This is a genomic window from Anabaena sp. FACHB-1237, from assembly GCF_014696225.1.
In the GTDB taxonomy this organism is placed as follows: Bacteria; Cyanobacteriota; Cyanobacteriia; order Cyanobacteriales; family Nostocaceae; genus FACHB-1237.
The window spans coordinates 160,171-184,413 of sequence record NZ_JACJPV010000002.1; the positions used below are offsets into that span (position 1 = coordinate 160,171).

21 protein-coding genes are annotated in these 24,243 nt (G+C 34.6%); 14 read left to right on the top strand and 7 right to left on the bottom strand.

The annotated features are described in order from the left end of the window. Positions 1-215 precede the first annotated feature (215 nt). The 7 genes from H6F32_RS01590 to coaBC all read left to right on the top strand — a co-directional run bounded on the left by H6F32_RS01590 (position 216) and on the right by coaBC (position 8,024). Positions 216-1,568 (top strand): hypothetical protein, encoded by a 1,353-nt coding sequence (locus H6F32_RS01590; RefSeq protein ID WP_190367583.1) that lies wholly within the window; start codon positions 216-218, stop codon positions 1,566-1,568. A gap of 204 nt (positions 1,569-1,772) precedes the next feature. Next, a complete protein-coding gene (locus tag H6F32_RS01595) occupies positions 1,773-3,119 on the top strand; it encodes an NAD(P)/FAD-dependent oxidoreductase (protein WP_190367584.1) in 1,347 nt (448 codons plus the stop codon). 228 nt (positions 3,120-3,347) lie between these two features. Continuing rightward, entirely contained in the window at positions 3,348-3,560 is a 213-nt protein-coding gene (locus tag H6F32_RS01600; protein WP_190367585.1) for a DUF2555 domain-containing protein, read from the top strand. 176 nt (positions 3,561-3,736) lie between these two features. Continuing rightward, positions 3,737-4,903 carry a DUF262 domain-containing protein gene (locus tag H6F32_RS01605; RefSeq protein ID WP_190367586.1) on the top strand — a complete coding sequence of 389 codons (1,167 nt, stop codon included), beginning with the start codon at positions 3,737-3,739 and terminating at the stop codon, positions 4,901-4,903. Then, a complete protein-coding gene (locus H6F32_RS01610) occupies positions 4,897-6,012 on the top strand; it encodes a DUF3696 domain-containing protein (protein ID WP_190367587.1) in 1,116 nt (371 codons plus the stop codon). Before H6F32_RS01605 ends, H6F32_RS01610 begins: the two co-directional genes overlap by 7 nt. Further along, positions 6,013-6,813, top strand: coding sequence for a hypothetical protein (locus H6F32_RS01615; RefSeq protein ID WP_190367588.1), 801 nt, complete (start codon positions 6,013-6,015; stop codon positions 6,811-6,813). After that, on the top strand, positions 6,813-8,024 hold the full coding sequence (gene coaBC, locus H6F32_RS01620; protein ID WP_190367589.1) for a bifunctional phosphopantothenoylcysteine decarboxylase/phosphopantothenate--cysteine ligase CoaBC: 1,212 nt from the start codon (positions 6,813-6,815) through the stop codon (positions 8,022-8,024). Before H6F32_RS01615 ends, coaBC begins: the two co-directional genes overlap by 1 nt. Positions 8,025-8,062: 38 nt before the next feature. On the opposite strand, the gene H6F32_RS01625 is transcribed toward coaBC, so the two are convergent. The 3 genes from H6F32_RS01625 to H6F32_RS01635 all read right to left on the bottom strand — a co-directional run bounded on the left by H6F32_RS01625 (position 8,063) and on the right by H6F32_RS01635 (position 9,633). Continuing rightward, on the bottom strand, positions 8,063-8,485 hold the full coding sequence (locus tag H6F32_RS01625; protein WP_190367590.1) for a PIN domain-containing protein: 423 nt from the start codon (positions 8,483-8,485) through the stop codon (positions 8,063-8,065). Positions 8,486-8,487: 2 nt separating this feature from the next. Continuing rightward, on the bottom strand, positions 8,488-8,748 hold the full coding sequence (locus tag H6F32_RS01630; RefSeq protein ID WP_190367591.1) for a type II toxin-antitoxin system Phd/YefM family antitoxin: 261 nt from the start codon (positions 8,746-8,748) through the stop codon (positions 8,488-8,490). 234 nt (positions 8,749-8,982) lie between these two features. Then, positions 8,983-9,633 (bottom strand): alpha-ketoglutarate-dependent dioxygenase AlkB, encoded by a 651-nt coding sequence (locus H6F32_RS01635; RefSeq protein WP_190367592.1) that lies wholly within the window; start codon positions 9,631-9,633, stop codon positions 8,983-8,985. Positions 9,634-9,766: 133 nt separating this feature from the next. Here H6F32_RS01635 and H6F32_RS01640 point away from each other — a divergent pair, with 133 nt between their 5' ends. Then, the gene (locus H6F32_RS01640) at positions 9,767-11,143 is read left to right on the top strand and encodes a carotenoid oxygenase family protein (protein ID WP_190367644.1); all 1,377 of its coding nucleotides are present in this window, start codon (positions 9,767-9,769) and stop codon (positions 11,141-11,143) included. A gap of 77 nt (positions 11,144-11,220) precedes the next feature. Here H6F32_RS01640 and glgA read toward each other — a convergent pair whose 3' ends face one another. Together glgA and hemC are read right to left on the bottom strand one after the other, a co-directional pair. Beyond that, a complete protein-coding gene (gene glgA, locus H6F32_RS01645) occupies positions 11,221-12,642 on the bottom strand; it encodes a glycogen synthase GlgA (RefSeq protein WP_190367593.1) in 1,422 nt (473 codons plus the stop codon). Between the two features lie 70 nt (positions 12,643-12,712). Further along, positions 12,713-13,690 (bottom strand): hydroxymethylbilane synthase, encoded by a 978-nt coding sequence (hemC, locus tag H6F32_RS01650; RefSeq protein WP_190367594.1) that lies wholly within the window; start codon positions 13,688-13,690, stop codon positions 12,713-12,715. Positions 13,691-14,078: 388 nt separating this feature from the next. Between hemC and gmd the strand changes: the two genes are divergently transcribed. Both gmd and H6F32_RS01660 read left to right on the top strand, forming a co-directional pair. Continuing rightward, a complete protein-coding gene (gene gmd / locus H6F32_RS01655) occupies positions 14,079-15,155 on the top strand; it encodes a GDP-mannose 4,6-dehydratase (protein ID WP_190367595.1) in 1,077 nt (358 codons plus the stop codon). Between the two features lie 239 nt (positions 15,156-15,394). Further along, complete coding sequence (locus H6F32_RS01660) at positions 15,395-16,336, top strand: GDP-L-fucose synthase (protein WP_190367596.1); 942 nt, start codon at positions 15,395-15,397, stop codon at positions 16,334-16,336. A 512-nt stretch (positions 16,337-16,848) separates the two neighbouring features. Here H6F32_RS01660 and H6F32_RS01665 read toward each other — a convergent pair. Next, positions 16,849-18,036 carry an MFS transporter gene (locus tag H6F32_RS01665; protein ID WP_190367597.1) on the bottom strand — a complete coding sequence of 396 codons (1,188 nt, stop codon included), beginning with the start codon at positions 18,034-18,036 and terminating at the stop codon, positions 16,849-16,851. Positions 18,037-18,790: 754 nt separating this feature from the next. Between H6F32_RS01665 and H6F32_RS01670 the strand changes: the two genes are divergently transcribed. Then, a complete protein-coding gene (locus H6F32_RS01670; RefSeq protein WP_190367598.1) occupies positions 18,791-19,447 on the top strand; it encodes a bifunctional 4-hydroxy-2-oxoglutarate aldolase/2-dehydro-3-deoxy-phosphogluconate aldolase in 657 nt (218 codons plus the stop codon). Positions 19,448-19,464: 17 nt separating this feature from the next. Here H6F32_RS01670 and H6F32_RS01675 read toward each other — a convergent pair whose 3' ends face one another. Further along, entirely contained in the window at positions 19,465-21,063 is a 1,599-nt protein-coding gene (locus H6F32_RS01675) for an Hsp70 family protein (protein ID WP_190367599.1), read from the bottom strand. 143 nt (positions 21,064-21,206) lie between these two features. On the opposite strand from H6F32_RS01675, the gene H6F32_RS01680 reads away from it, so the two are divergent. From H6F32_RS01680 to H6F32_RS01690, 3 genes are all read left to right on the top strand, one after another. Next, positions 21,207-22,601 (top strand): hypothetical protein, encoded by a 1,395-nt coding sequence (locus H6F32_RS01680; protein WP_190367600.1) that lies wholly within the window; start codon positions 21,207-21,209, stop codon positions 22,599-22,601. Between the two features lie 120 nt (positions 22,602-22,721). Beyond that, positions 22,722-22,922 carry a hypothetical protein gene (locus H6F32_RS01685; protein WP_190367601.1) on the top strand — a complete coding sequence of 67 codons (201 nt, stop codon included), beginning with the start codon at positions 22,722-22,724 and terminating at the stop codon, positions 22,920-22,922. A 69-nt stretch (positions 22,923-22,991) separates the two neighbouring features. Continuing rightward, positions 22,992-24,188 (top strand): RNA-guided endonuclease TnpB family protein, encoded by a 1,197-nt coding sequence (locus H6F32_RS01690; RefSeq protein ID WP_190367602.1) that lies wholly within the window; start codon positions 22,992-22,994, stop codon positions 24,186-24,188. Positions 24,189-24,243 lie beyond the last annotated feature (55 nt).

Below are 24,243 nucleotides of genomic sequence, written 5' to 3' on the forward strand. Positions count from 1 at the left end.
CAATTCCCTGGAATAATTCTATATAGCACAATTTTTTTGTCTGTTCTCCCTTCCCTTTTTATGTCTACAGAGGGATAGCTGCTCCCATGCGCCCCATTGAAGTAGAAAGTAAAGTCTAGTTTTGTCTAGGTTTTATATAGCAGAAAAATAAGTTTAGATTATTCTTTAGCACTATCGGCTAAAATACCGATGATCATAGCTATTGGTTAAAGCCTATGTTACCAACTACCAGCACAAATTCTTTTATTTACGAAGCATCTGATGATACGATCACCAACGCACCTTGGTCAATAGAAAACTATGCAGAAGGGCTAATGGATGAACTATTCATGGATATTGATGCCATTCTTGACGGAAGAAATAAACGTCATTATAACAAAAGCAGATATTCGGGCAGCCAACCCAGTGAATATGTATCTAGACCAACAGTCAGATTAAAAATGTCAGATATTTTACCATCCACAGTGAAATTACCACAGGAATCTGTTACACCCATCAGTAACAAACAGAGTAGCACCTTAGTGGTAACTTCTCGTCCTATTACTGTGATGACTAATAAACAACACAGTAATCATTTAGCCAAAGTAAATCAATTAATATTTGTCTCAGCAAGTTTAACTATTACATTCTTTGGTTTTATATTCTTAAAAGAGAATGGTTTTCTTAACAGTTTAATAAATAGTGAATACGCAAAAACTGCTACCATCGAAACACTAGAGGATCCTCTGTTAAATCTAGTAATTTATATGCAGGAAGCATTAACAGTTATAGAGCGAAAAGAGGAAATTAACGGTTCAATAGGGGTTAAGTCAGAACTTTACTCAACTAGTATTAATCAACCTACAACTTTAGGTTTACCAAATAGGCTTCCTAGTAATACTTTACCAATATCCGTTACAGCGAATACTCAAACTACACCTTCTAATCGTAATACAACCCAGAACGTGATTGAGCGTATTTATATTCCCATGTCGCAACCATCACCAAATTATCAAACATCAGTAGTACCTAATGTGACATCACTACCTACCCTAACACCATTACCTCCTGTTTCTTCAGTACCTACTACTGTAGCACCAACAACCAAAATATCCCAAACAACTCCAGTGGAAGTATGGAAAGAACCAATTAAAAACTTCAAAAATAATACTAAAGTTTACACTAAACCTACGGAAATAACAACAATAGGAACTACCGCGAAAATTCCCGCATTGAAAAGTCAACCATTACCAGTGAACTCTCAACCTGTAACAATAGCACCACCAAAATTACTAACTCCCAATTTATCAAATACTGTTCCTCTATTACCCACAAATATTCCCGCTGAAGAACCAGCTAAAGTTAACGAAAAAGTTTATTTATCTACCTACACGGCACAATTAGATGGATTATTAGAATTGAGTAATAAATCTGTCGCTTTGTTTAAAATAGATGGTATTAGTCGTCGTATTAGCATTGGTGAAAGTATTGGTGCTACAGGTTGGACCTTAGTGGAAGTTAGTAATGGCAAGGCTGTAGTTTATCGTAATGGAGAATTACGTTCAATTTATACAGGACAAAAACTATAAAAAACTATCTATGGTAGTATCTAATTATAGCAGTTAAGTTAAGGTTAGTTAACGGAAACTTATGTTTGTTAAATCGTTTAAAATATCTTTGACTACTTTTATAATTTTTTGAAGTGTTCTGGACAGACGGCAAAATCGGCTATGATTTTGTTACATCTTTGTTAAGAAAGGTTACACGACTCTTAACAAAAGGAAATATTTATTATGGTAACTTCCCTTGAGAAAAAGCCGTCACATGAGGTTGTGATTATTGGTGGTGGGTTTGGTGGACTGTATGCAGCAAAAGCACTGGCTAATACTAATGTAAATGTTACTCTTATTGATAAACGTAACTTTCATTTATTTCAGCCGCTTTTATATCAAGTTGCTACAGGTACTTTATCACCGGCGGATATTTCTGCACCTTTGCGTTCTGTGTTTAGCAAAAGCAAGAATACAAAGGTGTTGTTGGGAGAGGTGGGTAATATTGATCCTAAAGCACGGAAAGTAATGCTGGGGGATGAAATAGTACCTTATGATACATTAATTGTGGCTACAGGTGCTAATCATTCCTATTTTGGTAAGGATAGCTGGAAAGAACTCGCTCCTGGGTTGAAAACTGTGGAAGATGCTATAGAAATGCGTCGTCGGATATTTATGGCATTTGAAGCGGCAGAGAAAGAAAGTGATCCAGAGAAACGCCGCGCTTTTATGACTTTTGTAATTGTAGGAGGGGGTCCAACAGGTGTAGAATTAGCGGGAGCGATCGCTGAACTGGCATATCAAACCCTCAAAGAAGATTTTAGAAATATTGATACTCAGGAAGCGAAAATTGTCTTATTACAAGGGGGCGATCGTATACTCCCACATATTGCTCCAGAATTATCAAAAGCCGCAACAGAATCATTAAAGAAACTAGGTGTAATTGTTCATACAAAGACAAGAGTAACAAATGTTGAGAATGACAGTGTGACATTCAAACGTGACAACGAATTAACAGAAATCACCTCAAAAACTATTTTGTGGGCTGCTGGAGTGGAAGGTTCTTCCATGGGAAGAATTTTAGCAGAACGTACAGGTGTAGAATGTGATAAATCTGGGCGTGTGATGGTAGAACCAGATTTGACTGTCAAGGGTTATCCAAATATTTTTGTCATTGGAGACTTAGCGAATTTTTCCCATCAAACTGGTAAACCCTTACCTGGTGTTGCACCAGTAGCTAAACAGCAGGGAGAATATGTAGGTAAACTGATTCAACTACGGCTAAAAAACCATACTTTGCCAGAATTTAGTTATAATGATGTGGGTAGTTTGGCCATGATTGGGCAAAATTTAGCTGTGGTAGATTTAGGTTTTCTTAAACTTACAGGTTTCTTGGCTTGGGTATTTTGGTTAATCATTCATATTTACTTCTTAATCGAGTTTGACACTAAAATAGTAGTAGTAATTCAGTGGGCCTGGAATTATATTACTCGTAATCGTCGCTCTCGATTGATTACTGGTAAAGAAGCTTTCTTAGGACCGCAAGCTGTTAATCATCATAGTCCGTTTCAAGCTACAGAAACTAAATAAACCATTAAGCTGGGGAGCAGGAAGTAGGGAGTAAGGAGGAAATTCTTTATTCTAACTCCTTAAACTTCTAACTCCTAAAGATATGAAACTTTTGCAAATTTCCGTAAAATTAAGAAATATTTTTACAAATCTGATGCTCATTTATGAGTAAGATGGATTCAGATGGAATTTTACACAACTCCATTCTAGGCTGACGGCATCAAGCTGCAAAAGGGAGGGGCAGACATTATGACAACTCTAAGCATTTCCAAAAAAGACATTGCTACTATGACAACAAAAGATGTCACAGAATTAGCTGCACGTCTGGAATTAGATAACTACAGTAATGCTTTTGAGGGTTTGGATGATTGGCATCTACTGCGGGCCATTGCTTTTCAGCGTCCAGAATTAGTTGAACCTTATATTCATCTCCTCGATTTGGAACCATACGATGAAGGATAAAATCCTATTTTATCATTCTTTTAACATTTTTAATGTGGATAGTTATTTCTGCTATACAACACCATAGAATATAGTAAGGTGTGTCAGATGCCAAAAATCTCTTAATTGCTGGCTTAGGCTCTAATACACCTTACAATTATTTTTTGTATGTATATTTGAGATTTAAGGTTGCACTGATGGAAACAAATATATTTAATAATCATAGTCAACAGATAGAATTACTAGATCAAGAAGATGATTTAGAAAATGAGTTTAAATTTGAAGATGATGATGATGAAAATTTAGAACCATTTGACCCTACAAAAATTAGGGTTAAAACTAAACCTATGACAATGGATCTGCTTCTTAAAAGAATTAAGCATGATGAAATTGATCTAGCTCCTGATTTTCAACGTCAAGCAGACATTTGGACAAATATAGCAAAAAGTCGTTTAATTGAGTCTCTTTTGATTCGGATTCCGCTTCCAGCATTTTATATAGACGCAACTAATGATGATAAATGGATAGTTATAGATGGTTTACAAAGAATTAGTACCTTTAAAGAGTTTCTTCTGAATAAGGAAGAAGGTAAAAATACGAAAAATAAAGCTCTTAAGTTAACTGGTTTACAATTTCTAAAAGATTTAGAAAATAAGAAATATGATGATTTACCACGTCATTATCAAAGACGAATAGATGAAACAGAATTAACAGTTTATTTAATTGAACCTGGAACTCCTGATGAAGTTAAATATAATATTTTTCAACGAATTAACACAGGAGGACTACCTCTGAATAATCAAGAACTCCGCCAAGCAATGAATCCAGGTAAACCCATACAAATTCTCAAAAGATTTGCTGAATTACCAGAATTTACAAGAGTAGTAAATCTAAGTAAAAAGAAAAAACAACGTATGGATGATCATGAATTTGTATTGGGTTTTATTGCTTTCACTCTAACCCATTATAACGATTATCCATTAAATAAAGGTCGTAACTATTTTTTACATGAAGCTATGAAAAAATTAAATAAACTAGACTCTAATTGGATACAAACAATAGAAAACCAATTTACTATAGCAATGAAAGCAGCTTATAATATTTTTGAAAATACTGCTTTTCGCAAATCTTTAAGCTCTCCTGTAAATAAATCTCTTTTTGAATCTTGGTCAGTTACTTTCAGTCAATTAAATCCACAACAAATTGAAACATTAATCCAGAATAAAGAAATATTAAAAGAAAAATTTAGACAAAAGATGAAAGATGATCCTAATTTCCTTAAATCTGTCTCTCAAGCATCTAGTAAAGTTCAATATAGGTTTGAACAAGTTAATCAAATAGTACAAGAGGTTTTATCATGTTAAGTTCTTTAACTTTAAAAAATTTTAAGCCATTTGAAAATCAGTCTTTTTCTTTAAAGCCATTAACTTTACTGGCTGGCTTAAATAGCACTGGTAAATCGTCTGTATTGCAATCTCTACTACTATTACGTCAATCTTGTTTACAGGATGAGTTATTAGATAGAGTAGGTTTAGCATTAAACGGTGATTTAGTATCTATAGGTACTGGACAAGATGCACTTTTCAAGAGAGCTAAAGAGGATTTGATAACTTTAGAAATTGTCATGAATAATGATAATAATATTAAAGGTACTTGGATTTTTGATTGTGATCGTCAATCAGATATAATGCGACTATCTCCCATAATGAATGATTTAGCGATTGATGTAGAAATTTATAAATCAGGACTTTTTAACGATAATTTTCATTACTTAAAAGCTGAAAGAATAGCACCTAGAAATTATTTCCAAATGTCCGATTTTAAAGTTAGACAACATCAACAAATTGGCAGTCAAGGTGAATTTACTCCCCATTTTCTATCCATAAATGAATATAAAAAAATTCCCCATAATCGCCTATCACATCCATCAGCAAAATCTGATATTTTAAAAATTCAAGTTGAAGCCTGGTTAGGAGAAATTATTCCTGGAACAAGAGTTGATATAGAACTACATCCAGGGATGGATATAGCAAGTTTACAATATTCTTACGAAGATAATAATTCCTATCGTTCAACTAATGTAGGATTTGGGATTACTTATACTTTACCGATTATTGTTGCTATATTATCAGCTAGTTCAGATACATTGATTTTGCTAGAAAACCCAGAAGCACATCTTCATCCTAGAGGACAATCTAAGATGGGAGAATTAATTGCATTAGCAGCAAGTTGTGGTATTCAAATAATATTAGAAACTCATAGTGATCATGTTCTCAATGGTATTCGGAAAGCAGTAAGATATAAAAAACTTGAGGCTGATAAAGTACAAATTAACTACTTTGAAAGATATTTAAAAAAAGGACAACCAACCACAAAAATTACTACTCCTCAAATTTATCCAGATGGAGGGATTGATAAATGGCCTGATGGTTTTTTTGATCAAGCTGAAAAAGATTTAATGGAGTTACTATAAATGCACTTTTTAATTAATGAACTTTCTTTTATTGGACAAGCTGCAAATGATTATAAAGCTGATGAATTAATGAAAAATATTTTAGACATTATTCAAGAAATCAGTGTTATTCAAAATGGTGATCCTATTCAAACCCATAGTACTTTTTCCTGTCAAAAACTCTCTCATGATTTAACAGTTAATCAATGGATTTTAAATACTATTAAATCGAAAAAATCTGATCAGCAAAAAATCGCTATGATTTTACTGAGACTTTTAAGAAAAGGACCTTTTATAGATGTACAGGGTTTAATCAATAATTGTCAATGTCATTATCAAAGACAAGATGTTTCATCAAGTTCATTAGCTGGTGCTACTAAACTGGAAGGAATATTAATTAGTTTACAAAATCACCCTGATTTTATTCAGGAAAACATTGAAGTTGAATTTCAAGATGGTACAAATTCCAAAGAGGCTCGAATAATCAATAATTTAACTGAAATTAAACAGGCTAGAAAAATATGCCCTCGTTATAAGATTTCTTCTAATAAACATGATCTTTTAGGTCATTGGGAAAAAGGTACTCCTATGAATTTAACAGATGAAGAAGCTCAAAAAGTCTTAAATCTTTCTGTACATAGTAGTAACGAAAATAGTCAAAAATGCTATGGTTTCCATAAGGAAACAGATCAATTTTATGTGTTTCATTCAGATAATACCTTTGATGAACAAGGTTATCCAACCTATCATGGATTTCCCATTCCTGAAGATCAAGTCCCCAAAGAAGTATTAAATAAAATATTCAATAACATAAAGACATAATGCAATCATATATAAATCCCCAATCAAAAAAAGTCGTCATCGCTGTAGGCGGTGGTATTGCTGCTTACAAAGTCTGTGAATTAGTCTCTAAATTATTTCAGTCTGACGTAGAAGTGCGAGTTGTCCTGAGTAATTCCGCCCAAAAATTCATCACTCCCTTAACATTAGCTACTTTATCTCGTCATCAGTCCTATACAGATGCGGATTTTTGGCAACCAATATATTCACGTCCATTACACATCGAGTTAGGAGAATGGGCTGATTTAATTGTGATTGCCCCTTTAACTGCTAATACTTTGGCTAAATTAAACTATGGTATGGCAGATAATTTATTAACTAATACAGTATTAGCTTCTACTTGTCCTGTATTGTTAGCACCTGCAATGAATACTGATATGTGGGAACAGTCCACAGTCCAAAAAAATTGGCAGGAGCTATTGACAAATAGTCGTTTTTATGGTATTGAAACTGGTTCTGGTTTATTAGCGTGCGATCGCATTGGTGCGGGAAGAATGGCAGAACCCGCAGAAATACTAACTTATATTCAATCATTGTTACATACCCAAGGTAAAAAAGACCTAATAGGTAAACAAATATTAATTAGTGCGGGAGGGACACGGGAATATTTAGATCCTGTACGGTTTATTGGTAATCCATCAACGGGTAAAATGGGGTTAGCATTGGCACAAGCAGCATTACATAGAGGAGCAAAGGTGACATTAGTTCATGGTGCAGCGAATTGGCCAGTACCTTTGGGAGTGAAAGGAATAGCTGTAATGAGTGCCGAAGAAATGCAGCGAGTAATGTTAGAAAATATGCAGGATGCAGATATGATTATTATGTCTGCGGCGGTTGCAGATGTGAAACCAAGAGATTATAGTAGTCAAAAATTGCCCAAGCGATCGCTTCCAGAAAATCTGCCTTTGGTGCAAGTACCGGATATAATTGCCCAATTGAGTAATCATAAACAACCCCAGCAAATATTAATTGGTTTTGCAGCACAAACGGGAGATATTATTACTCCAGCACTGGAAAAATTACAGAGAAAAAAATTAGATGCGATCGTTGCTAATCCTATTGATAAAATTGATCGTGGTTTTGGGAGTGATAATAATGAAGCGGTGTTTTTAGATAAACAGGGGAGAAAGATAGAAATTCCGGCTTGTTCTAAATTGGAAATGGCACATTGTTTGTTTGATTTTGTGGTTTAATGGAATAAAATTATATTGTTATTCGTTCAACTACGAGATTAATTACTACCTAAATAAATCTCTACATTTTGAGTATTCCATGTAGCAATTCCAATTCCAAAAAAATCTTGATCTTCCGTCCATATTGGACAACTTAAAGATAGTGCAAGAGCTACTGTTGTCCAGTCTTTTATATCTCTTTTTTGTATTCGTCGTTTAGCATCATACTCATATTCACTATAAATTTCTTCAGCTATTGGTATAACCACCTTTGTTAGTTTTTCCATAGCACTTAAGAAAGGATCTAAAGGAAGATCGCGTTTTTGTAAAATTTTGGGTAAATGCTCATTTAACTCATCATAGCAAGAAGCAGGAGTAACAAAACTACAGTTATAATTGTATTTGTCTAATAAGTTGGGAACACGTTCTGCTAATACCGCCCGAATCAGAATATTGGTATCTAAAACAATTAACTTTCTCATCGTTATATTGTACTTTCTCTAGCATTCTGAAAATCGGCAAATAATTCATCTTCACTCATACCTCTTGTTTCGAGCAATTGTTTGATTTTTTGTACTGCTTGTTGTAAAGCCATTAAATCTTGTTTTTGAGGAGTAGGTTGTGTTGGTATATAGTAACCTATTGGGACTCCATGAGAAGTAATTGCGATTGGTTCAGAGGTCTGTTGTGTGTATTTGTGTAAATTGGCGCGAAATTCTTTGATTCCTACAGATTGGATTTCCATAATAGTGAATTTATAAATTGTGTACATTTGAGTACACTATAACATAAATCTTGAATTATTGATAATAATCAAGCGGTGTTTTTAGCTAGGTTAGGAACAGAGGTAGCCATTCCTGCTTGTTCTAAGTTAAAAATGGCGTATTATTTGTTTGATATTGATTTTATCAAAGATTGTTTAGTAACAGTTACTTATTAAAATTGAATAATTATTCAATATTTGATTCTCCTCCTAAACTCATTGAATAACTCTAAAAGTTAAATTAATTCTAGGACTAATAACCTTAGCAGTCTTAGGGATTTGATGTTGCCAATATTCCTGAGTTGTACCCTGCATAATCAACAAACTACCATGATTTAAAACTAACTCCACCTTATCCAAACCTTTATTAAACTTATGTCTTAATTTAAACTTTCTTGCACCACCAAAAGTAACTGAAGCAATAACCGGATTTCTCCCTAATTCTGGTTCATCATCCGAATGCCAAGCCATGCTATCTTGACCATGACGATACAAATTTATCAACACACTATTAAAGCACACATCTACAACTTTCTCCACTTTATTCTTAATAGAAATTAACCCAGGTATCCAGGGATTTGGACTCATGGTAATGCGAGAATAAGTATAACATTTACCATCATCTCCATACCATGCCGTTAATCTAGGAATATCCATTTCTTTGCCATATAATTTAATTTTATCCTGTCGCCAATTCACTTCTGTTAACAAATTTTCATAGAAAATATTGCTTTCTTCCTGTGTGAAATAATTAGGGGAAAATATCAATTCTCCATCAGGTATAGTAATTGTTTTCAGTTGTAAATTAGGACTAATTTCTGCATTACCTAAATTAAGGTTTAATTGACTATTAATATCGTATTTCATAACAAAAAAATCAATCTTAATCAAGTATATGAGACTCAGATCCCGGACTTCTTAAAGAAGTCCGGGATCTTTTCTAGTGTATATTAAGTAATGTTAAGTAAAGAAATATTACAACATCTGTCCAATTATGACAATAGCATCAACAGCCATAAATCCCTATTTACAAGGCAATTTTGCCCCTATTGACACAGAAATCACTAGTGATACCCTAAAAGTCATAGGAGAATTACCACCAGAACTATCAGGGATGTTTGTCCGCAATGGTCCCAACCCGCAAATGACTCCTATTGGTCAATATCACTGGTTTGATGGTGATGGAATGTTACATGGTGTGGAAATTCATAACAGTAAAGCTACTTATCGTAATCGCTACGTCAGAACTCAAGGATGGGAATTAGAACATCAAGCGGGAAAAGCTATCTGGACTGGACTTTTAGAACCTCCCCAAGTTGATAATCCCTATGGTATCAGTAAAAATACTGCTAATACAGCACTAGTATGGCATAATGGACAACTTTTAGCATCATGGGAAGGAGGTGCGCCTCATCACATTAGTATTCCTGATTTAAGCACTATTGGCGAATATACCTTTAATAATCAGCTAGTATCCGCTTTTACCGCCCATCCCAAGGTAGATCCTGTCACTGGAGAGATGATGTTTTTCGGTTATGGTATTGAACCCCCATTCGTCAAATATTCTGTAGTTTCGGCCCAGGGTGAGTTATTGTCAACTGTACCCATAGAAATACCAATGGCGGTAATGATGCACGATTTCGCCGTTACGGAAAATTATACTATTTTTATGGATTTACCTCTGACATTTAGTTTTGAAAGGATGCAGAGAGGAGAACCTTTAATGATGTTTGAAAGCGATCGCCCCAGTCGCTTTGGTATTTTACCACGTCATGGTGATAATAGTCAGATTCGCTGGTTTGAATGTCCTCCTTGTTACGTCTTCCATACTCTCAATGCTTACGAAGTTGGGGATGAAGTGGTACTTATTGCTTGTCGCATGAAATCTACTAATGTTTTAGTGACTGATGATACATACCGTGATCTCCAAGAAGATACTGCTAGGTTACATCGTTGGCGTTTTAATCTCAGCACAGGTACAGTTATTGAGGAAAGACTCGATGACACACCAGGAGATTTTCCCCGTATTAATGAAAACCTGGTAGGACGAAAAAACCGCTATGGTTATGTAGGAAAAATGGCAAATAGTGAAATTCCGTTATTTGAGGGTGTTATTAAATACGATTTGGATCATGGTACGTCGGAAGTTCATTACTTTGGGAAAAACCGCTATGGTGGAGAAACCGTATTTGCACCTGCTATTCATGGTATTGGGGAAGATGCGGGATGGTTGATAACATTTGTTCATGATGAAAATGTACAAACATCAGAACTAGTTGTGATCAATGCCCAAGATATCACCAGTGAACCAGTAGCGCGGGTAATTATTCCTCAGCGTGTACCTTATGGGTTTCATGGTATCTGGATTTCAGCTTAATTAGTAATTGACTCTCAAATTTCAGATCCCCGACTTCTTTGGGAAGTGGGGATCTTGTTATTCAAAGTTAGTCTTAATTAAGATTGACTAACTACTGCTTCGCTTTCTTGTGTTGGTTCTTCTGCTGGTAAACTGTATATAGAACGGTAAAGTTTTACATATTGTTTTGCTGATTCATACCAACTGAAGTTTTCGTTCATACCTCGTTGTTGGAGTTCTTGCCACTGCGGTTTGTAGCGGAAACCTTCCCAAGCGCGAATCATACAGGTAAATAAATCTAAAGGTTCATAACGATCAAAACAATAACCTGTACCTGCGTTATTAATTGGATCGTGATGACTTACTGTATCCACTAATCCACCTGTACGACGCACTATAGGAACTGAACCATAGCGTAAAGCCATCATTTGACTAATACCGCAAGGTTCAAAACGACTAGGCATTAAAAAGGCATCTGTACCAGCGTAAATACGACGGGAAAGGGGATCGTTATATAACAAATAGGTGGCCATACGTCCAGGATAACGGGAGGCTAATTGCCACATTTGTGTTTCATAATAGCGATCGCCTGTTCCCAATAACACAAATTGGGCATCAGTATACGCCATAAAACGGTCTAGAATTTGGATAATTAAATCTAGCCCTTTTTGTTCTACCAATCTCGTTACCATTCCCATTAAAAAGGCTTGAGAATTTACTTCTAAACCCACCTCTTCTTGCAAAGATATCTTATTAGCTTTACGCAGGTCTAAGGTTTCTGGTGTAAAGGTTTGAGTGATATATTTATCATTTTCTGGATCATAGACTTCCGTATCTATGCCATTAATAATCCCTGATAGTTTACCACTAATAAAAGATAGTAAACCTTCTATTTGTTCACCATAGGCAGGGGTTTTTATTTGTTCCGCGTAGGTTGGAGAAACGGTATTCACTCGATCTGCATACTGTACTGCCGCCGCCATAGTATTATGTCCTTGCATATACCAGGGACACCAGGTAATTTTCTCTAAATACCACTTCCAAGGACCTTGATAGGCTAGGTTATGGATGGTAAATACAGTAGTAATATCAGGATCTTGGTGCATCCACACTGGAATCATACCTGTGTGCCAATCATGACAATGTATAATCTCTGGTTTCCAGTAATTCCACGCAAATTCCGCCGCCCCATTGGCAAATAAGGTAAAGCGCCAATCTTCATCTTCTCCTGAGTAAATTCGTCGAGGTGTAAAAGCAGAATGTCCAAATAAATACAAAGGAACATCAGTACCAGGAAGCACGGACTCATACACAGAAAAGTCCTGAAACATGGCGTATCCCTTCCAAATAGGTTCACTAGGGATTGACATTTTATCAGGGAGAAAACCATAGTAGGGCAGAAAAATTCTCACATCATGCCCCATTTGGCGGAGGAATTTAGGTAATGCACCCACAACATCGCCCATACCACCTACTTTAGCAATAGGGGCGGCTTCAGCTGCTACAAATAATATTCGCATGGTAATTGGTAATTGGTAATTGATGATTGGTAAAGTATGTTATTTTACCTGTTAAATGTCAACTATGATTTTATGATCCGCGTTGAATCTCAGTAAATATTGTTTCTAATATTTCTGTAGCACCTTGGCTGCGTAAAATAGTAGCTAATTCTGTACCTAAACTTTCCGCATTTTTCGCTAAACCAGAAACGGTATTTTTGACAATATTTTGACCATCTACACTAGCTACAATACCAGTTAGTGTTAAATTTTCATTGTTATCACCACTAATTTCCGTATTTACACCAATAGGGACTTGACAACCACCTTCTAAATCTCTTAAGAAAGCTCTTTCTGCTAAACAGCGATCGCGTGTTTCTGGATGTTCAATAGCTTTGAGAATAGAAATCACTTCCGTGTCATTAGCACGACACTCTATACCTAAAGCACCTTGGCCTACTGCATGGAGAGAAATTTCTGGATCTAAAATTTGATGTATGCGATCGCTCATACCTAGTCTTTCCAAACCAGCTACCGCCAAAATTAATGCATCGTAATCACCACTATCTAATTTAGTCATGCGTGTATTTAAATTACCGCGCACATCTTTAAAAGTAAAATGGGGGAACTTATTTCTTAATTGCGCTAATCTTCGTAAAGAAGAAGTCCCAATTACCGCACCAACAGGTAAACTAGCCAAAGTTGAACCTTTATACTTTTCATGTAATACCACTGCATCTGCCGGGTTTTCCCGCTCGGTAATAGCTGCTAAAATTAACCCATCAGGTAGCTTAGTAGGTAAATCTTTGAGAGAATGAACTGCAAAGTCCACCTCATTATTGATCATCCCCAATTCCAACTCTTTAGTAAATAATCCCTTATCACCAATTTTAGCCAATGCTACATCCAGAATATTATCTCCTTGAGTAGACATAGTATGAATTTCAAATTTGATATCAGGATAGGCTTGTTGTAATTGATCGCGTACCCAGTGAGTTTGAACCAAAGCAAGTTGGCTCTTTCTTGAACCAATACGAATAACACGCGCAGAACTAAAAACTGAAGTCATAAAACAAAATGTCAAACCAGGTAATACATTAACATTGACTAGACTACCGCAGTCAGTGACTTACCGGACGGCCATAAAAGGTTTTACATTTATTTACATTTCTCTCACAACTCTTGCCTAAGTATATTGTATAGTGAAATACTGCCTTTAACCAAATTATAGGAAAGAACTGATCAGTCCCAGATCACCTCAAGACCGAAGATCAAATATAAGATTAGGATTATCGTTTATACTATTAAACTCAGTTACCTATATTGAGATGATCGCAATCTCATTATGATATAACTAGTCTACCAAAAAGTAGTTAATAGGCAAAACCCTTATTTCTGGTTCTCATGATCTGTTCCTGAGATCAGCAATTTACACACAATTAAGAGGTATTTTAATAATGAGTCAACAAAAAATAGCTTTAATTACCGGTATAACAGGTCAAGATGGTTCCTATTTAAGTGAATTTTTAATAGAAAAAGGTTATCAAGTACATGGTATTATCCGTCGTACTTCTACCTTTAACACAGATCGCATTGATCATATCTATGAAGATCCTCACAATGAAGGAGTAAACCTATTACTTCACTATGGTGATTTAACCGATGGTACTACCCTCCGCCGCATTTTAGAAGAAGTCCAACCTACGGAAATTTATAATTTAGGCGCACAATCTCATGTTAGAGTCAGCTTTGACTCTCCAGAATATACTGTTGATTCTGTAGGTATGGGAACACTACGCTTACTAGAAGCTGTCCGTGATTATCAAAGTCGCACAGGAATTGAAGTACGCTTTTATCAAGCTGGTTCTTCAGAAATGTATGGTTTGGTTCAAGCAGTACCTCAAAGCGAAACTACTCCTTTTTATCCCCGTAGTCCCTACGCATGTGCTAAAGTTTACGCCCATTGGCAAACTGTAAACTATCGTGAATCTTATAACTTATTTGCTTGTAATGGTATTCTATTTAATCACGAATCACCGCGTCGAGGAGAAACTTTTGTTACACGCAAAATTAGTAGAGCAGTAGCTAAAATTGTCGCTGGCAAGCAGAAAAAGCTGTATATGGGCAATTTAGACGCAAAACGAGATTGGGGCTATGCGAAAGATTACGTAAAAGCCATGTGGATGATGTTACAAAAAGAATATCCAGATGATTATGTAATTGCTACAGGAGAAACGCATTCTGTGAAAGAGTTTTTAGAGTTAGCATTTAATTATGCAAATCTAAATTGGGAAGATTATGTTGAATTTGATCAACGTTATTTAAGACCTGCGGAAGTAGATTTATTAATTGGTGATCCCACTAAAGCACAGCAAAAACTAGGATGGAAACCTTCAGTAACATTCAAAGAACTAGTGTATTTAATGGTAGAAGCTGACTTACAGGCTTTAGGATGTACTTCGCCTAATGCTAATGGTTCATTAAAATTCCAAGATATAGCTACTGTTCGTGAAAATTTAGGTATACATTTTTAGGTATTACTATGTATGGGTAAAGTAAATTGCTGATTCGTGTTAAGTTAACGTGCATGGACTGACTAGGAATGATGGCGCAGCCTGGGGTATGCCATAATTCATTTCATGGCGGGTGTAAAAGCCAAACAAATAAGGCATTTGTACCTTAAATTGACACCAATAAGCACTGCTAAACCCGAAAAACATCAAACATACTCCGTACTTTCCCAAATTGAAACTAATAGAAAATAGATGGAATTATGAGGAAATTAGAATTAGAAACAAAACGGATTTTAGTAACCGGTGGTGCTGGTTTTTTAGGTCGCCAAGTGATAGATCAATTATGTAAAAATGGCGCAAACCGTGAGAAAATTACAGTAGTGCGATCGCGTGATTGTGACTTACGAACTTGGGAAAATTGTCAACGTGCAGTAGAAAATCAAGACGTAATTATTCATCTAGCAGCCCATGTAGGTGGTATAGGTTTAAATAGAGAAAAACCTGGTGAACTATTCTATGATAATTTAATCATGGGAACGCAATTAATTCACGCTGCATATCAAGCAGGAGTGGAAAAATTCACCTGTGTCGGTACAATTTGCGCCTATCCTAAATTTACACCTGTACCATTTAAAGAAGATGATCTTTGGAATGGCTATCCAGAAGAAACAAATGCACCCTATGGAGTTGCAAAAAAAGCTCTTTTAGTGCAATTACAATCTTATCGTCAACAATATGGATTTAACGGTATTTATCTTTTACCAGTAAATTTGTATGGACCAGAAGATAATTTTGATCCTCAAAGTTCCCACGTAATTCCAGCATTAATTCGTAAAGTTCAAGAAGCACAATTACAAGGAGAAAAACAAATTCCTGTGTGGGGAGATGGTTCTCCTACCCGTGAATTTTTATATTCTACCGATGCAGCACGAGGTATTGTCATGGGTACACAATTTTATAATGATAGTGAACCCGTGAACTTAGGAACCGGTTATGAAATTTCCATCAAAGATTTAATTACCTTAATTTGTGAATTGATGGAATATGAAGGGGAAATTGTCTGGGAAACAGATAAACCCAATGGGCAACCTAGACGTTGTTTAGACACCCAAAAAGCAAAACAAGCCTTTGGTTTTACTGCAAATGTAGAATTTAAAGAAGGGTTGAAAAATACTATTGATTGGTGGCGTAAAAATGCATGATAAGCTGATGTGCAGCTAGATTGTATATTCTAAAATTCACAAAAAAGTTGCCTGAAAGTGTCTTCAATTTTGACTTGCTGTTGTGCATTAAAAATGCACAACAACTTAATAGGTGATTAGTAATGGTGAAATTTAGTAGGTGTTAATTATTAATAAACATAATAATCAGCTATTTCTTATATTCATGGTAAACAAAAACTTCAATACTAGACTTAGCCTGATTATTTTTTTATTCTAATTAACCGATATGCGATTAATAAATAATCAATGAATATAATCAATCAATTTGAAAAAAAACAGCATCTTTCACTCAGGAGGGTATGTATGAGACATTTCAGAAACAATTTTAATCCTACTATCATATAGGATTACTGATGACTTAAATTTAGAGCACATTCCATCTACATGAGGTACACTATTAGCACAGCAAGATGCCCGCACTACCAAGGTTTTATCATTAACATCTGTACCTCATAATAACCGAAACTGATCTATGTTAATTTTTTTAGTTTTTATGTAGTTTTACTATACTGTTTACGAGTAACTATAGCTAAGATTAACACCCAAAATGTTAGTAAACCTGCTAAATATAAAGGATAACTATAGGTAATAGGCTGAGATTGTTTAACTATAATTCCCGCAATTACTGGACCAATACCATTAGCAATACTCAAATAAGACACATTTAATCCTAATACCATTGCTTGATTTTGTGGTTGAGAATTGAAAGTAATTAATGTACTAATCATTGGTTGTACTAAGGCATTAAACAAAGAAAACATGATACTAATTAATAAAAAATAATAAATATGGGGAATGATCGGCATCATCATAAATGATAAACTGCGAAAAAATAAACCTAACAGGAGTATTTTCATAGGATTAAGTTTTTTACTCATCACAGATATCCCGCAGGTTTGCATAATAATTGCTAATACTCCAAAGGATAAAAATAATAAAGTTAAGGAATTTTTATTTTGATGCAACACTTGAATAAAATATGGTTGAAAAGCGTAGGTAAACATGGTAAATGTTGTACCTGTTAAAAAGTTGACTAATAGTAAAATACCCACGCCAGGAATAGAAAAACCTGTAAGTAGTTTGTCTAAACCTAAATCAAAAATATCAAACTTGATCTGATTTTTGCTAATTTCTTTAGGTAAGGTTTCTGGTAAAAATAGGATAGTAATAATCATGCCAATAAAGGCAAAACCAGCAGAAAATAAAAATGCTGTTCCCAGTGATCTCTGTTGTGCAAATAAACTGATAACAGGACCCAGCACAAAACCTAAACCCATTGTTGCACCATAAATTCCGAAGGCTTTAGCACGATTTTCGTGGGTACTCATATCAGTAATAACAGCTTGAGAAATGGAAACATTTCCTCCGGTAATACCATCTAAAAATCTCCCCATAAATAGAGGAATAAATGTTGTAGCTGTACCTGCTATACTATTAGCAATTACTGTACCTGCTAAACTAATAATTAATAATGGTTTGCGTCCAAATCTATCAGCTAATTTGCCTATCACTGGAGTGGCAAAAAATTGGGCGATGGAGTATGTAGAAAATAATAAACTGGTATGGAAATCACTTAATCCAAATTCTTTACCATACAGATAAATTACGGGAATTAAAATTGTAAAGCTGATGGAGTTAATTAGGGTAACTAGGGCGGCGATCCAAAAAATATAATTCATTGTGGTATGATTACACCAAAAAATAGGTAATATTTATCATATCATCAATTAGAATAAAGAGACCTGACTTCTTCAAGAAATCGAGTCTCTAATTCTTGTGATTTATATAATTAATGATTATTAGTCATCTAAATCTACAAAATCAATAATAATATATGCTTTTTGACCATTTACATTAATTTCATGCCAATCATTTCCTTAATAATAGTTGTTTAACTTATAATTGCGTCCAGAAATGGGTTTAATTACTTTTAATGGAATTCCTTCAGGTAATTGTCTTAATACTAGGACTTACGCAAGTGTCACACCAAAAAATCTGTTGTCGGGTGCGTCAGATATTAACAATTTGGTTATTTACATGATTGATACTGTCTGACGTGGTTGGTGAGATTGTCGAACCACACCCTACTAATGTGCAAGTTGCGTAAGTCCTGAATACATTAATTACTAGCGGGTATGATATTTATTTCGCGCATCAGCAAAGCACTTGCGTTAGACGCAAAGTTTCAAATTTTGAATTTCTCAATTTCATACCTGAGTTCAGCAACGCCTGGTTTTTATCAATAAAGAATTAATTACAAATCCTGATTAGAAAACTTCATCAAAAATACTGATACTAACTTTTGTAAGTATATCAATAACAATACTAAAAAACAACTTTTAAGTTTTAAAGAAGTCGGGGATTTTGGGGAATGTTGTTGTATAATATCTACTCTAATTAAATTAAATAATTAAATTAAAAACTATTCCAAAAATGTCCGATCAAATTTGGTTATCTTCCTTACAAAAACACCGCGTTATTCCTGTTATTCGTGCCTCTAAAATGCTAATCTGTCAAAAAATGGCCATGGCTGTAGCTGAAGGAGGAATGCGCTTGATTGAAATTACATGGAACAGTGATGGCGCAAGGGAATTGATTACATATTTACGCGCTGAATTACCCCACTGTTTAATTGGTACTGGTACTATTTTTGATGTTAAACAATTAGAAGAAGCTATTGTCTGCGGAGCGCAATTCATCTTTAGTCCCCATACAGATACGGAGATAATTAAAGCTGCTGTATCGAAAAATATACCAATTATTCCTGGTGCTTTGACACCTACAGAAATTGTTACAGCATGGAATTACGGAGCAAGTTGTGTAAAAGTGTTTCCTATACAGTGCGTAGGCGGAGTTAATTATATTAAGAGTTTACAAGGTCCTTTAAGTCATATCCCATTAATTCCTACAGGTGGAATTAATACACAAAATGCTCAAGATTTTTTAGATGCAGGCGCGATCGCTGTTGGTTTAGGAGGAGAATTATTTCCCCATCATTTAGTATGCCAAGAAAATTGGCCAATGATTACGCAATTAGCGAGAACATTGGTAACAAAAGTTAATCCTATTCAAGATCCCCGACTTCTTTAAGAAGTCGGGGATCTGGGTTAACTTAATTGTGCTACAAGTTGATTTTCTAGGAGGATATTATTATTAAATAAGTCTTCCACAGTAATTCTTAAAAATCGTTTTTCATCAACTTGAAACATAATTTTGACGCGATCAGTTCCAGGAAAACCTGGAGGAGAAAGATGGGCAATTTGGCGTGATCCTTCTTGATCATTTAAAGGTTTAACGATAGTTGCACGTTGATCTATTTGTTTAGTAATTAAGCGATCGCCTTCAAAATAAACTTCTGTAGTTCCTTTATCTACTCCCAATTCTGCAATTATTAATTCTATGCTAGGTTGATTTTCTACCGAAGCGCCTAAAATCAATTCTATAGGTTTTGTTATCGGGTAAGGTTGCCCACTTCTAATAATAGGATGCCAATTATGTTTATGATTTAAACGATCCCAATAACGTACACCATAACTATGATAAAGGTAGTCTTTAATTTCTATGCCTTGGGTAATTTGTAATGCCCCTTTAGCAATAGCTTCTAAAGGATGTTCACATTTAATTTTTTGCGGTTCAAAATATTCCTTAACCCAATTTTGTACTGTGGGTAATTGTACCGAACCTCCCACCAATAACACCTTATTAATGTCTTTAATTTCTATATCATAACGTCGTGCTTGTTGTAACAGTTTATTCATTAAATTATGCAGTTGATCAAAAAATTTATGGTGATCGAGAATGTTTTCCAAAGTTTCTCGATCTAACTGCATTTGATAACTTTCGCAATTTTCATCATCAAAGTAAACTTCATTAGCTTTATATTCACTAGATAATTGAATTTTCAATCTTTCTGCTAATCTTGTAGTTAATGAATTAATTGGTAGTCCTTGGGTTTTAGCAAAATGATCTACTATCCAATTATCAATATCATTTCCCCCAAGATTTTGCCCTGCTTTAGCGATAACGCGGGCTGTTTTTACCTTTTGTTTAGAAGTTTCTGCTAATGAATAATTACCCCATTTCAATAGAAAACCTACAGATTTTACATTGGTATCTTGATTGATTTCTAAATTTACCAAAGATAAATCTAAAGTACCACCACCAAAATCAATTACTAAAATATTTTCCCCAACATTTAAACCATAACCTAAAGCTGCGGCTGTGGGTTCATCTAACATTTTTATTTCTTGTATCGCTAAAGACTGACATACTTTTCCTAACCAATGACGATATATTTCAAAACTATCTACAGGTGCAGTTAAAATTAAAGAATCTAAATTTCCCTCTTGAATAATTAACTCAGAAATTATTTTTTGCAAAAACCATTGCCCAATTTTTTCAAAAGTAATTTGCTCCTCATCTATTTCTGGTAAAAAACCTTGAATATTTGCACCAATACCTCGTTTAAAACTTTGGAAAAATCGGGTATCTGTTTTCAAATCTAAACCGCGATCGCTTACTTTTCTACCGATAATAATTTGTTGTAATCTGGCATCTTCCACATAAACCAAACTAGGAATTACTGGAGGAATCATATACTGTTGAATTGACAACCCTGGTAAAGTTAGAGTTTCAGGTTGCTGTGTTACAGCATTCCAGCGAGTGATCACTGTATTAGTAGTACCAAAATCAATTGCGATCGCCATAATTCTTAATACTTACACCAATAGATAATTGTTTTTTTACTTTGTTTAATACACCATTATACCATATAGATGCTATAATTTGACTGTCTTATTTCCTCATTACGCACCTACTCTAGTTACACCCTAGTTATACCCTAGTTGTTATGGCATTTAATCCTCAAGGTATTCCCAGCCTACCAGACTTAACCCATCCCCATGAGTTAATGAAATTTGGTTCTCAATTATTACAAAGTTCCCTATTACTAGTATTCATCATTATTGGCTTAGGAATTGCCATAGCATTAATTAATTTTTCCCTGGGAAAATATCCTACAGAACAAGCAGTTTTCTTTGCACAATGGTCTATTCGTTATTCTCAATTATTACAGGGATTACAACATTTAGCACTAATTTTAATTATCATCATTACTGGCTTTTTTCTCTGTAGTACATTAGCAAACCGTTATCATAATTGGGAACAGGCAAAAGTTGCCCAAGTTGCTGCTAGTATTGCTGGAGATAAATTAGAACAAATAGCACCACAAATTAGTTATATCACTGAAGAGCCTTACAGTTATACAACGCAAGTTGAAGGCAAAATAGTGAAAGTTAATGACAAACAAAAAGTAACCCGTTATATCAATTTATCAGCTTCAGAAATTACAGTAAAAATTGATCAAAGTGTAGATGTGCAAAATCGTAGTTCTATTTATCTCACAGATTATACTGCTAATTACAAAGTTAATAATATCTTAACAGATATTAATAGCTTCTTTTTAGAAGTTCCTCCTCCTAACGGTTATTCACTTTTATCTAATTATAAAGTAGAAAGAGACGGCACAAAATTAGAACAAACTAACCCTGGAGATTATAAATTTCCCTTTGTGTTAAAACCAGGAAAAAACACCACTTTTAAAATTACCTATAAAGCCCAAGGAGGACCCCGTTGGGTATATAGAGCTAATAACCAATTATTATCCAAATTTCGTTTAGTAGCAAAGGCAAATTTTAATAATGCTGACTTTGCTAGTGGCATAGTTCCTAGTGAAATTAAAGCAGATGCTAAAGGTACTCAATTTACTTGGATATTTGATGAAAATGTCTCTGTAAAAAATCCTTTTGGTGTGTTTACTAGTGTTAAACCTGTTGGTAGAACTGGCATTATTCCCCGGTTATTATTATTAGCGCCAGCAATATTTTTATGGTGGATATTATTACTCTATTTATCCCTACATATAAATTTAAAAAATGTCGCTATTGCTGGTGGTATTTTCTTTGCTTGTTTGCTTACTTTAACCTATAGTTCTCGGTTAATTAATGCTGAATATGCTTGGATAATCATTTCGGTAATTTTATTAAGTTTAATTTGTGGTTTAGCTAGGGGTTTAAATAGCAATACTCACAGCAATATTCAGTTTTATTTAGCAGCAATTATTTCTACTATTTGCGGGGCAATTTTACCTGTATTTGCATTTTTAATTCCTGTCACTGGGTTAACTTTAAGTATTGCGGGTTTATTATCTGTAGGTTGGTTATCTATTATTAGAAGTAATAATTGAACCTCAGTTTTACACAAGAAGTTGGGATTAATGCCGTAAAGCAAATATCTAAACATTTCTAGTAAAACCCTTACAAATCTCCTGATGATATGCTAAGATTATAGTATTAAGGTCGAGATTATGTTAAGGAAGAAAGTTATTCCTGTTAGTTCTACAGAGTTTGAACTTGATGATAGGTCTATCTTTCCTCACGCGGTTGAGTTGGAAGATGTACCTAGTCCTCAAGACTTCCAGAAGTTCTATGATCATTGGTTTTCCATATTTGAGGATTTAACTGATAGAGAAACTTCTGACGATAGGACAAGTTGCCAACCAGCTTAACGTCACAATTAAAATCTTTCTTGTAGCTAGGATTTACGGGAAACGTTCAGCAGAACGAAGGAAGAAGAAATGATTTTAGTTGAAAGACATATCATTAAACAATCTCACCAACATTGGCAAGAGATTGATCAACTATCTTTCCTCTCAAAAAATTTATACAATGTAGCTAATTACATTTGTCGTCAGCACTTCTTTGCCACTGGTAAGAAATATAGTCTCCCTGAGCTTTATCATTTAGTTAAAGATTATGTAGACTACCATGCTTTACCTACTAAAGTCAGTAAGCAAATTATCAAACGACTAGTATCTACTTGGACTGGGTATTTTGAGGCTCATAAAGAATGGAAGAAGAATCCTTCTAAGTTATTAGGAGAACCTAGAATACCAGGCTACAAAGATAAGACTAAAGGACGCAATGCAGTTATTTATTATCATGAGTCAGTATATAAAGCTGAACTCAAGAAAGGTATCTGTCATCTATCAATGAGTGATATTAAGATTCCAACCAAGGTAGATAACGTCATAGAAGTACGATTAGTACCACGTCCTACCTATTATGTAGTTGAAATTGTGTATGAAAAAGAGGAACAAGAACAGTGTACTAGCAATTATGTAGCTGGTATAGACATTGGTTTAACTAACTTAGTAACGTTAACTTCAAATCAACCAGGATTCAAACCTTTGTTGGTTAATGGACGACCACTTAAATCAGTAAACCAGTTCTATAACAAAACTAAAGCTAAGTTACAAGCTCAATTAGGTGATAAACACAAGACTAGTAAGCGGATTCAATTGATGACTGCTTATAGAAACAACTACGTTGACAATTATCTACACAATACAAGTAGAACGATTGTTAATCTACTTAAGACTTGTGATATTGGTACGTTAGTTATTGGTAAGAATGATAACTGGAAACAGAATATCAATATAGGTAAAAAGAATAATCAGTCATTTACACAGATTCCCCATGCAAGATTAATTGACCAACTAACTTATAAATGTCAATTAGCAGGAATCAAAGTTGTAGTAACTGAAGAATCTTATACCTCAAAATGCAGTGCTTTAGACCTAGAACCTATACAAAAACACTCCTCTTATCTTGGTAAGAGAGTAAAGCGTGGTCTATTCAAATCTGCTCAAGGAATCCTCTTAAATGCAGATTGCAATGGATCAGCTAATATTGTCAGAAAAGTATTCCCAAATGCTTTTGCAAATGGGATAGAGAGTGTCGCCGTTACACCAATAAAGGTTATGCCTTTATAAAGTGTTATTTTGAATAGATGGAGATTTGTTCAGCTTAACACGAACGGTTCTATAT

Coding starts and splice junctions, on each gene's coding strand:
- H6F32_RS01590 (WP_190367583.1), top strand. CDS start 216: ATGTTACCAACTACCAGCACAAATTCTTTTATTTACGAAGCATCTGAT.
- H6F32_RS01595 (WP_190367584.1), top strand. CDS start 1,773: ATGGTAACTTCCCTTGAGAAAAAGCCGTCACATGAGGTTGTGATTATT.
- H6F32_RS01600 (WP_190367585.1), top strand. CDS start 3,348: ATGACAACTCTAAGCATTTCCAAAAAAGACATTGCTACTATGACAACA.
- H6F32_RS01605 (WP_190367586.1), top strand. CDS start 3,737: ATGGAAACAAATATATTTAATAATCATAGTCAACAGATAGAATTACTA.
- H6F32_RS01610 (WP_190367587.1), top strand. CDS start 4,897: ATGTTAAGTTCTTTAACTTTAAAAAATTTTAAGCCATTTGAAAATCAG.
- H6F32_RS01615 (WP_190367588.1), top strand. CDS start 6,013: ATGCACTTTTTAATTAATGAACTTTCTTTTATTGGACAAGCTGCAAAT.
- coaBC (WP_190367589.1), top strand. CDS start 6,813: ATGCAATCATATATAAATCCCCAATCAAAAAAAGTCGTCATCGCTGTA.
- H6F32_RS01625 (WP_190367590.1), bottom strand. CDS start 8,485: ATGAGAAAGTTAATTGTTTTAGATACCAATATTCTGATTCGGGCGGTA.
- H6F32_RS01630 (WP_190367591.1), bottom strand. CDS start 8,748: ATGGAAATCCAATCTGTAGGAATCAAAGAATTTCGCGCCAATTTACAC.
- H6F32_RS01635 (WP_190367592.1), bottom strand. CDS start 9,633: ATGAAATACGATATTAATAGTCAATTAAACCTTAATTTAGGTAATGCA.
- glgA (WP_190367593.1), bottom strand. CDS start 12,642: ATGCGAATATTATTTGTAGCAGCTGAAGCCGCCCCTATTGCTAAAGTA.
- hemC (WP_190367594.1), bottom strand. CDS start 13,690: ATGACTTCAGTTTTTAGTTCTGCGCGTGTTATTCGTATTGGTTCAAGA.
- gmd (WP_190367595.1), top strand. CDS start 14,079: ATGAGTCAACAAAAAATAGCTTTAATTACCGGTATAACAGGTCAAGAT.
- H6F32_RS01660 (WP_190367596.1), top strand. CDS start 15,395: ATGAGGAAATTAGAATTAGAAACAAAACGGATTTTAGTAACCGGTGGT.
- H6F32_RS01665 (WP_190367597.1), bottom strand. CDS start 18,036: ATGAATTATATTTTTTGGATCGCCGCCCTAGTTACCCTAATTAACTCC.
- H6F32_RS01670 (WP_190367598.1), top strand. CDS start 18,791: ATGTCCGATCAAATTTGGTTATCTTCCTTACAAAAACACCGCGTTATT.
- H6F32_RS01675 (WP_190367599.1), bottom strand. CDS start 21,063: ATGGCGATCGCAATTGATTTTGGTACTACTAATACAGTGATCACTCGC.
- H6F32_RS01680 (WP_190367600.1), top strand. CDS start 21,207: ATGGCATTTAATCCTCAAGGTATTCCCAGCCTACCAGACTTAACCCAT.
- H6F32_RS01685 (WP_190367601.1), top strand. CDS start 22,722: ATGTTAAGGAAGAAAGTTATTCCTGTTAGTTCTACAGAGTTTGAACTT.
- H6F32_RS01690 (WP_190367602.1), top strand. CDS start 22,992: ATGATTTTAGTTGAAAGACATATCATTAAACAATCTCACCAACATTGG.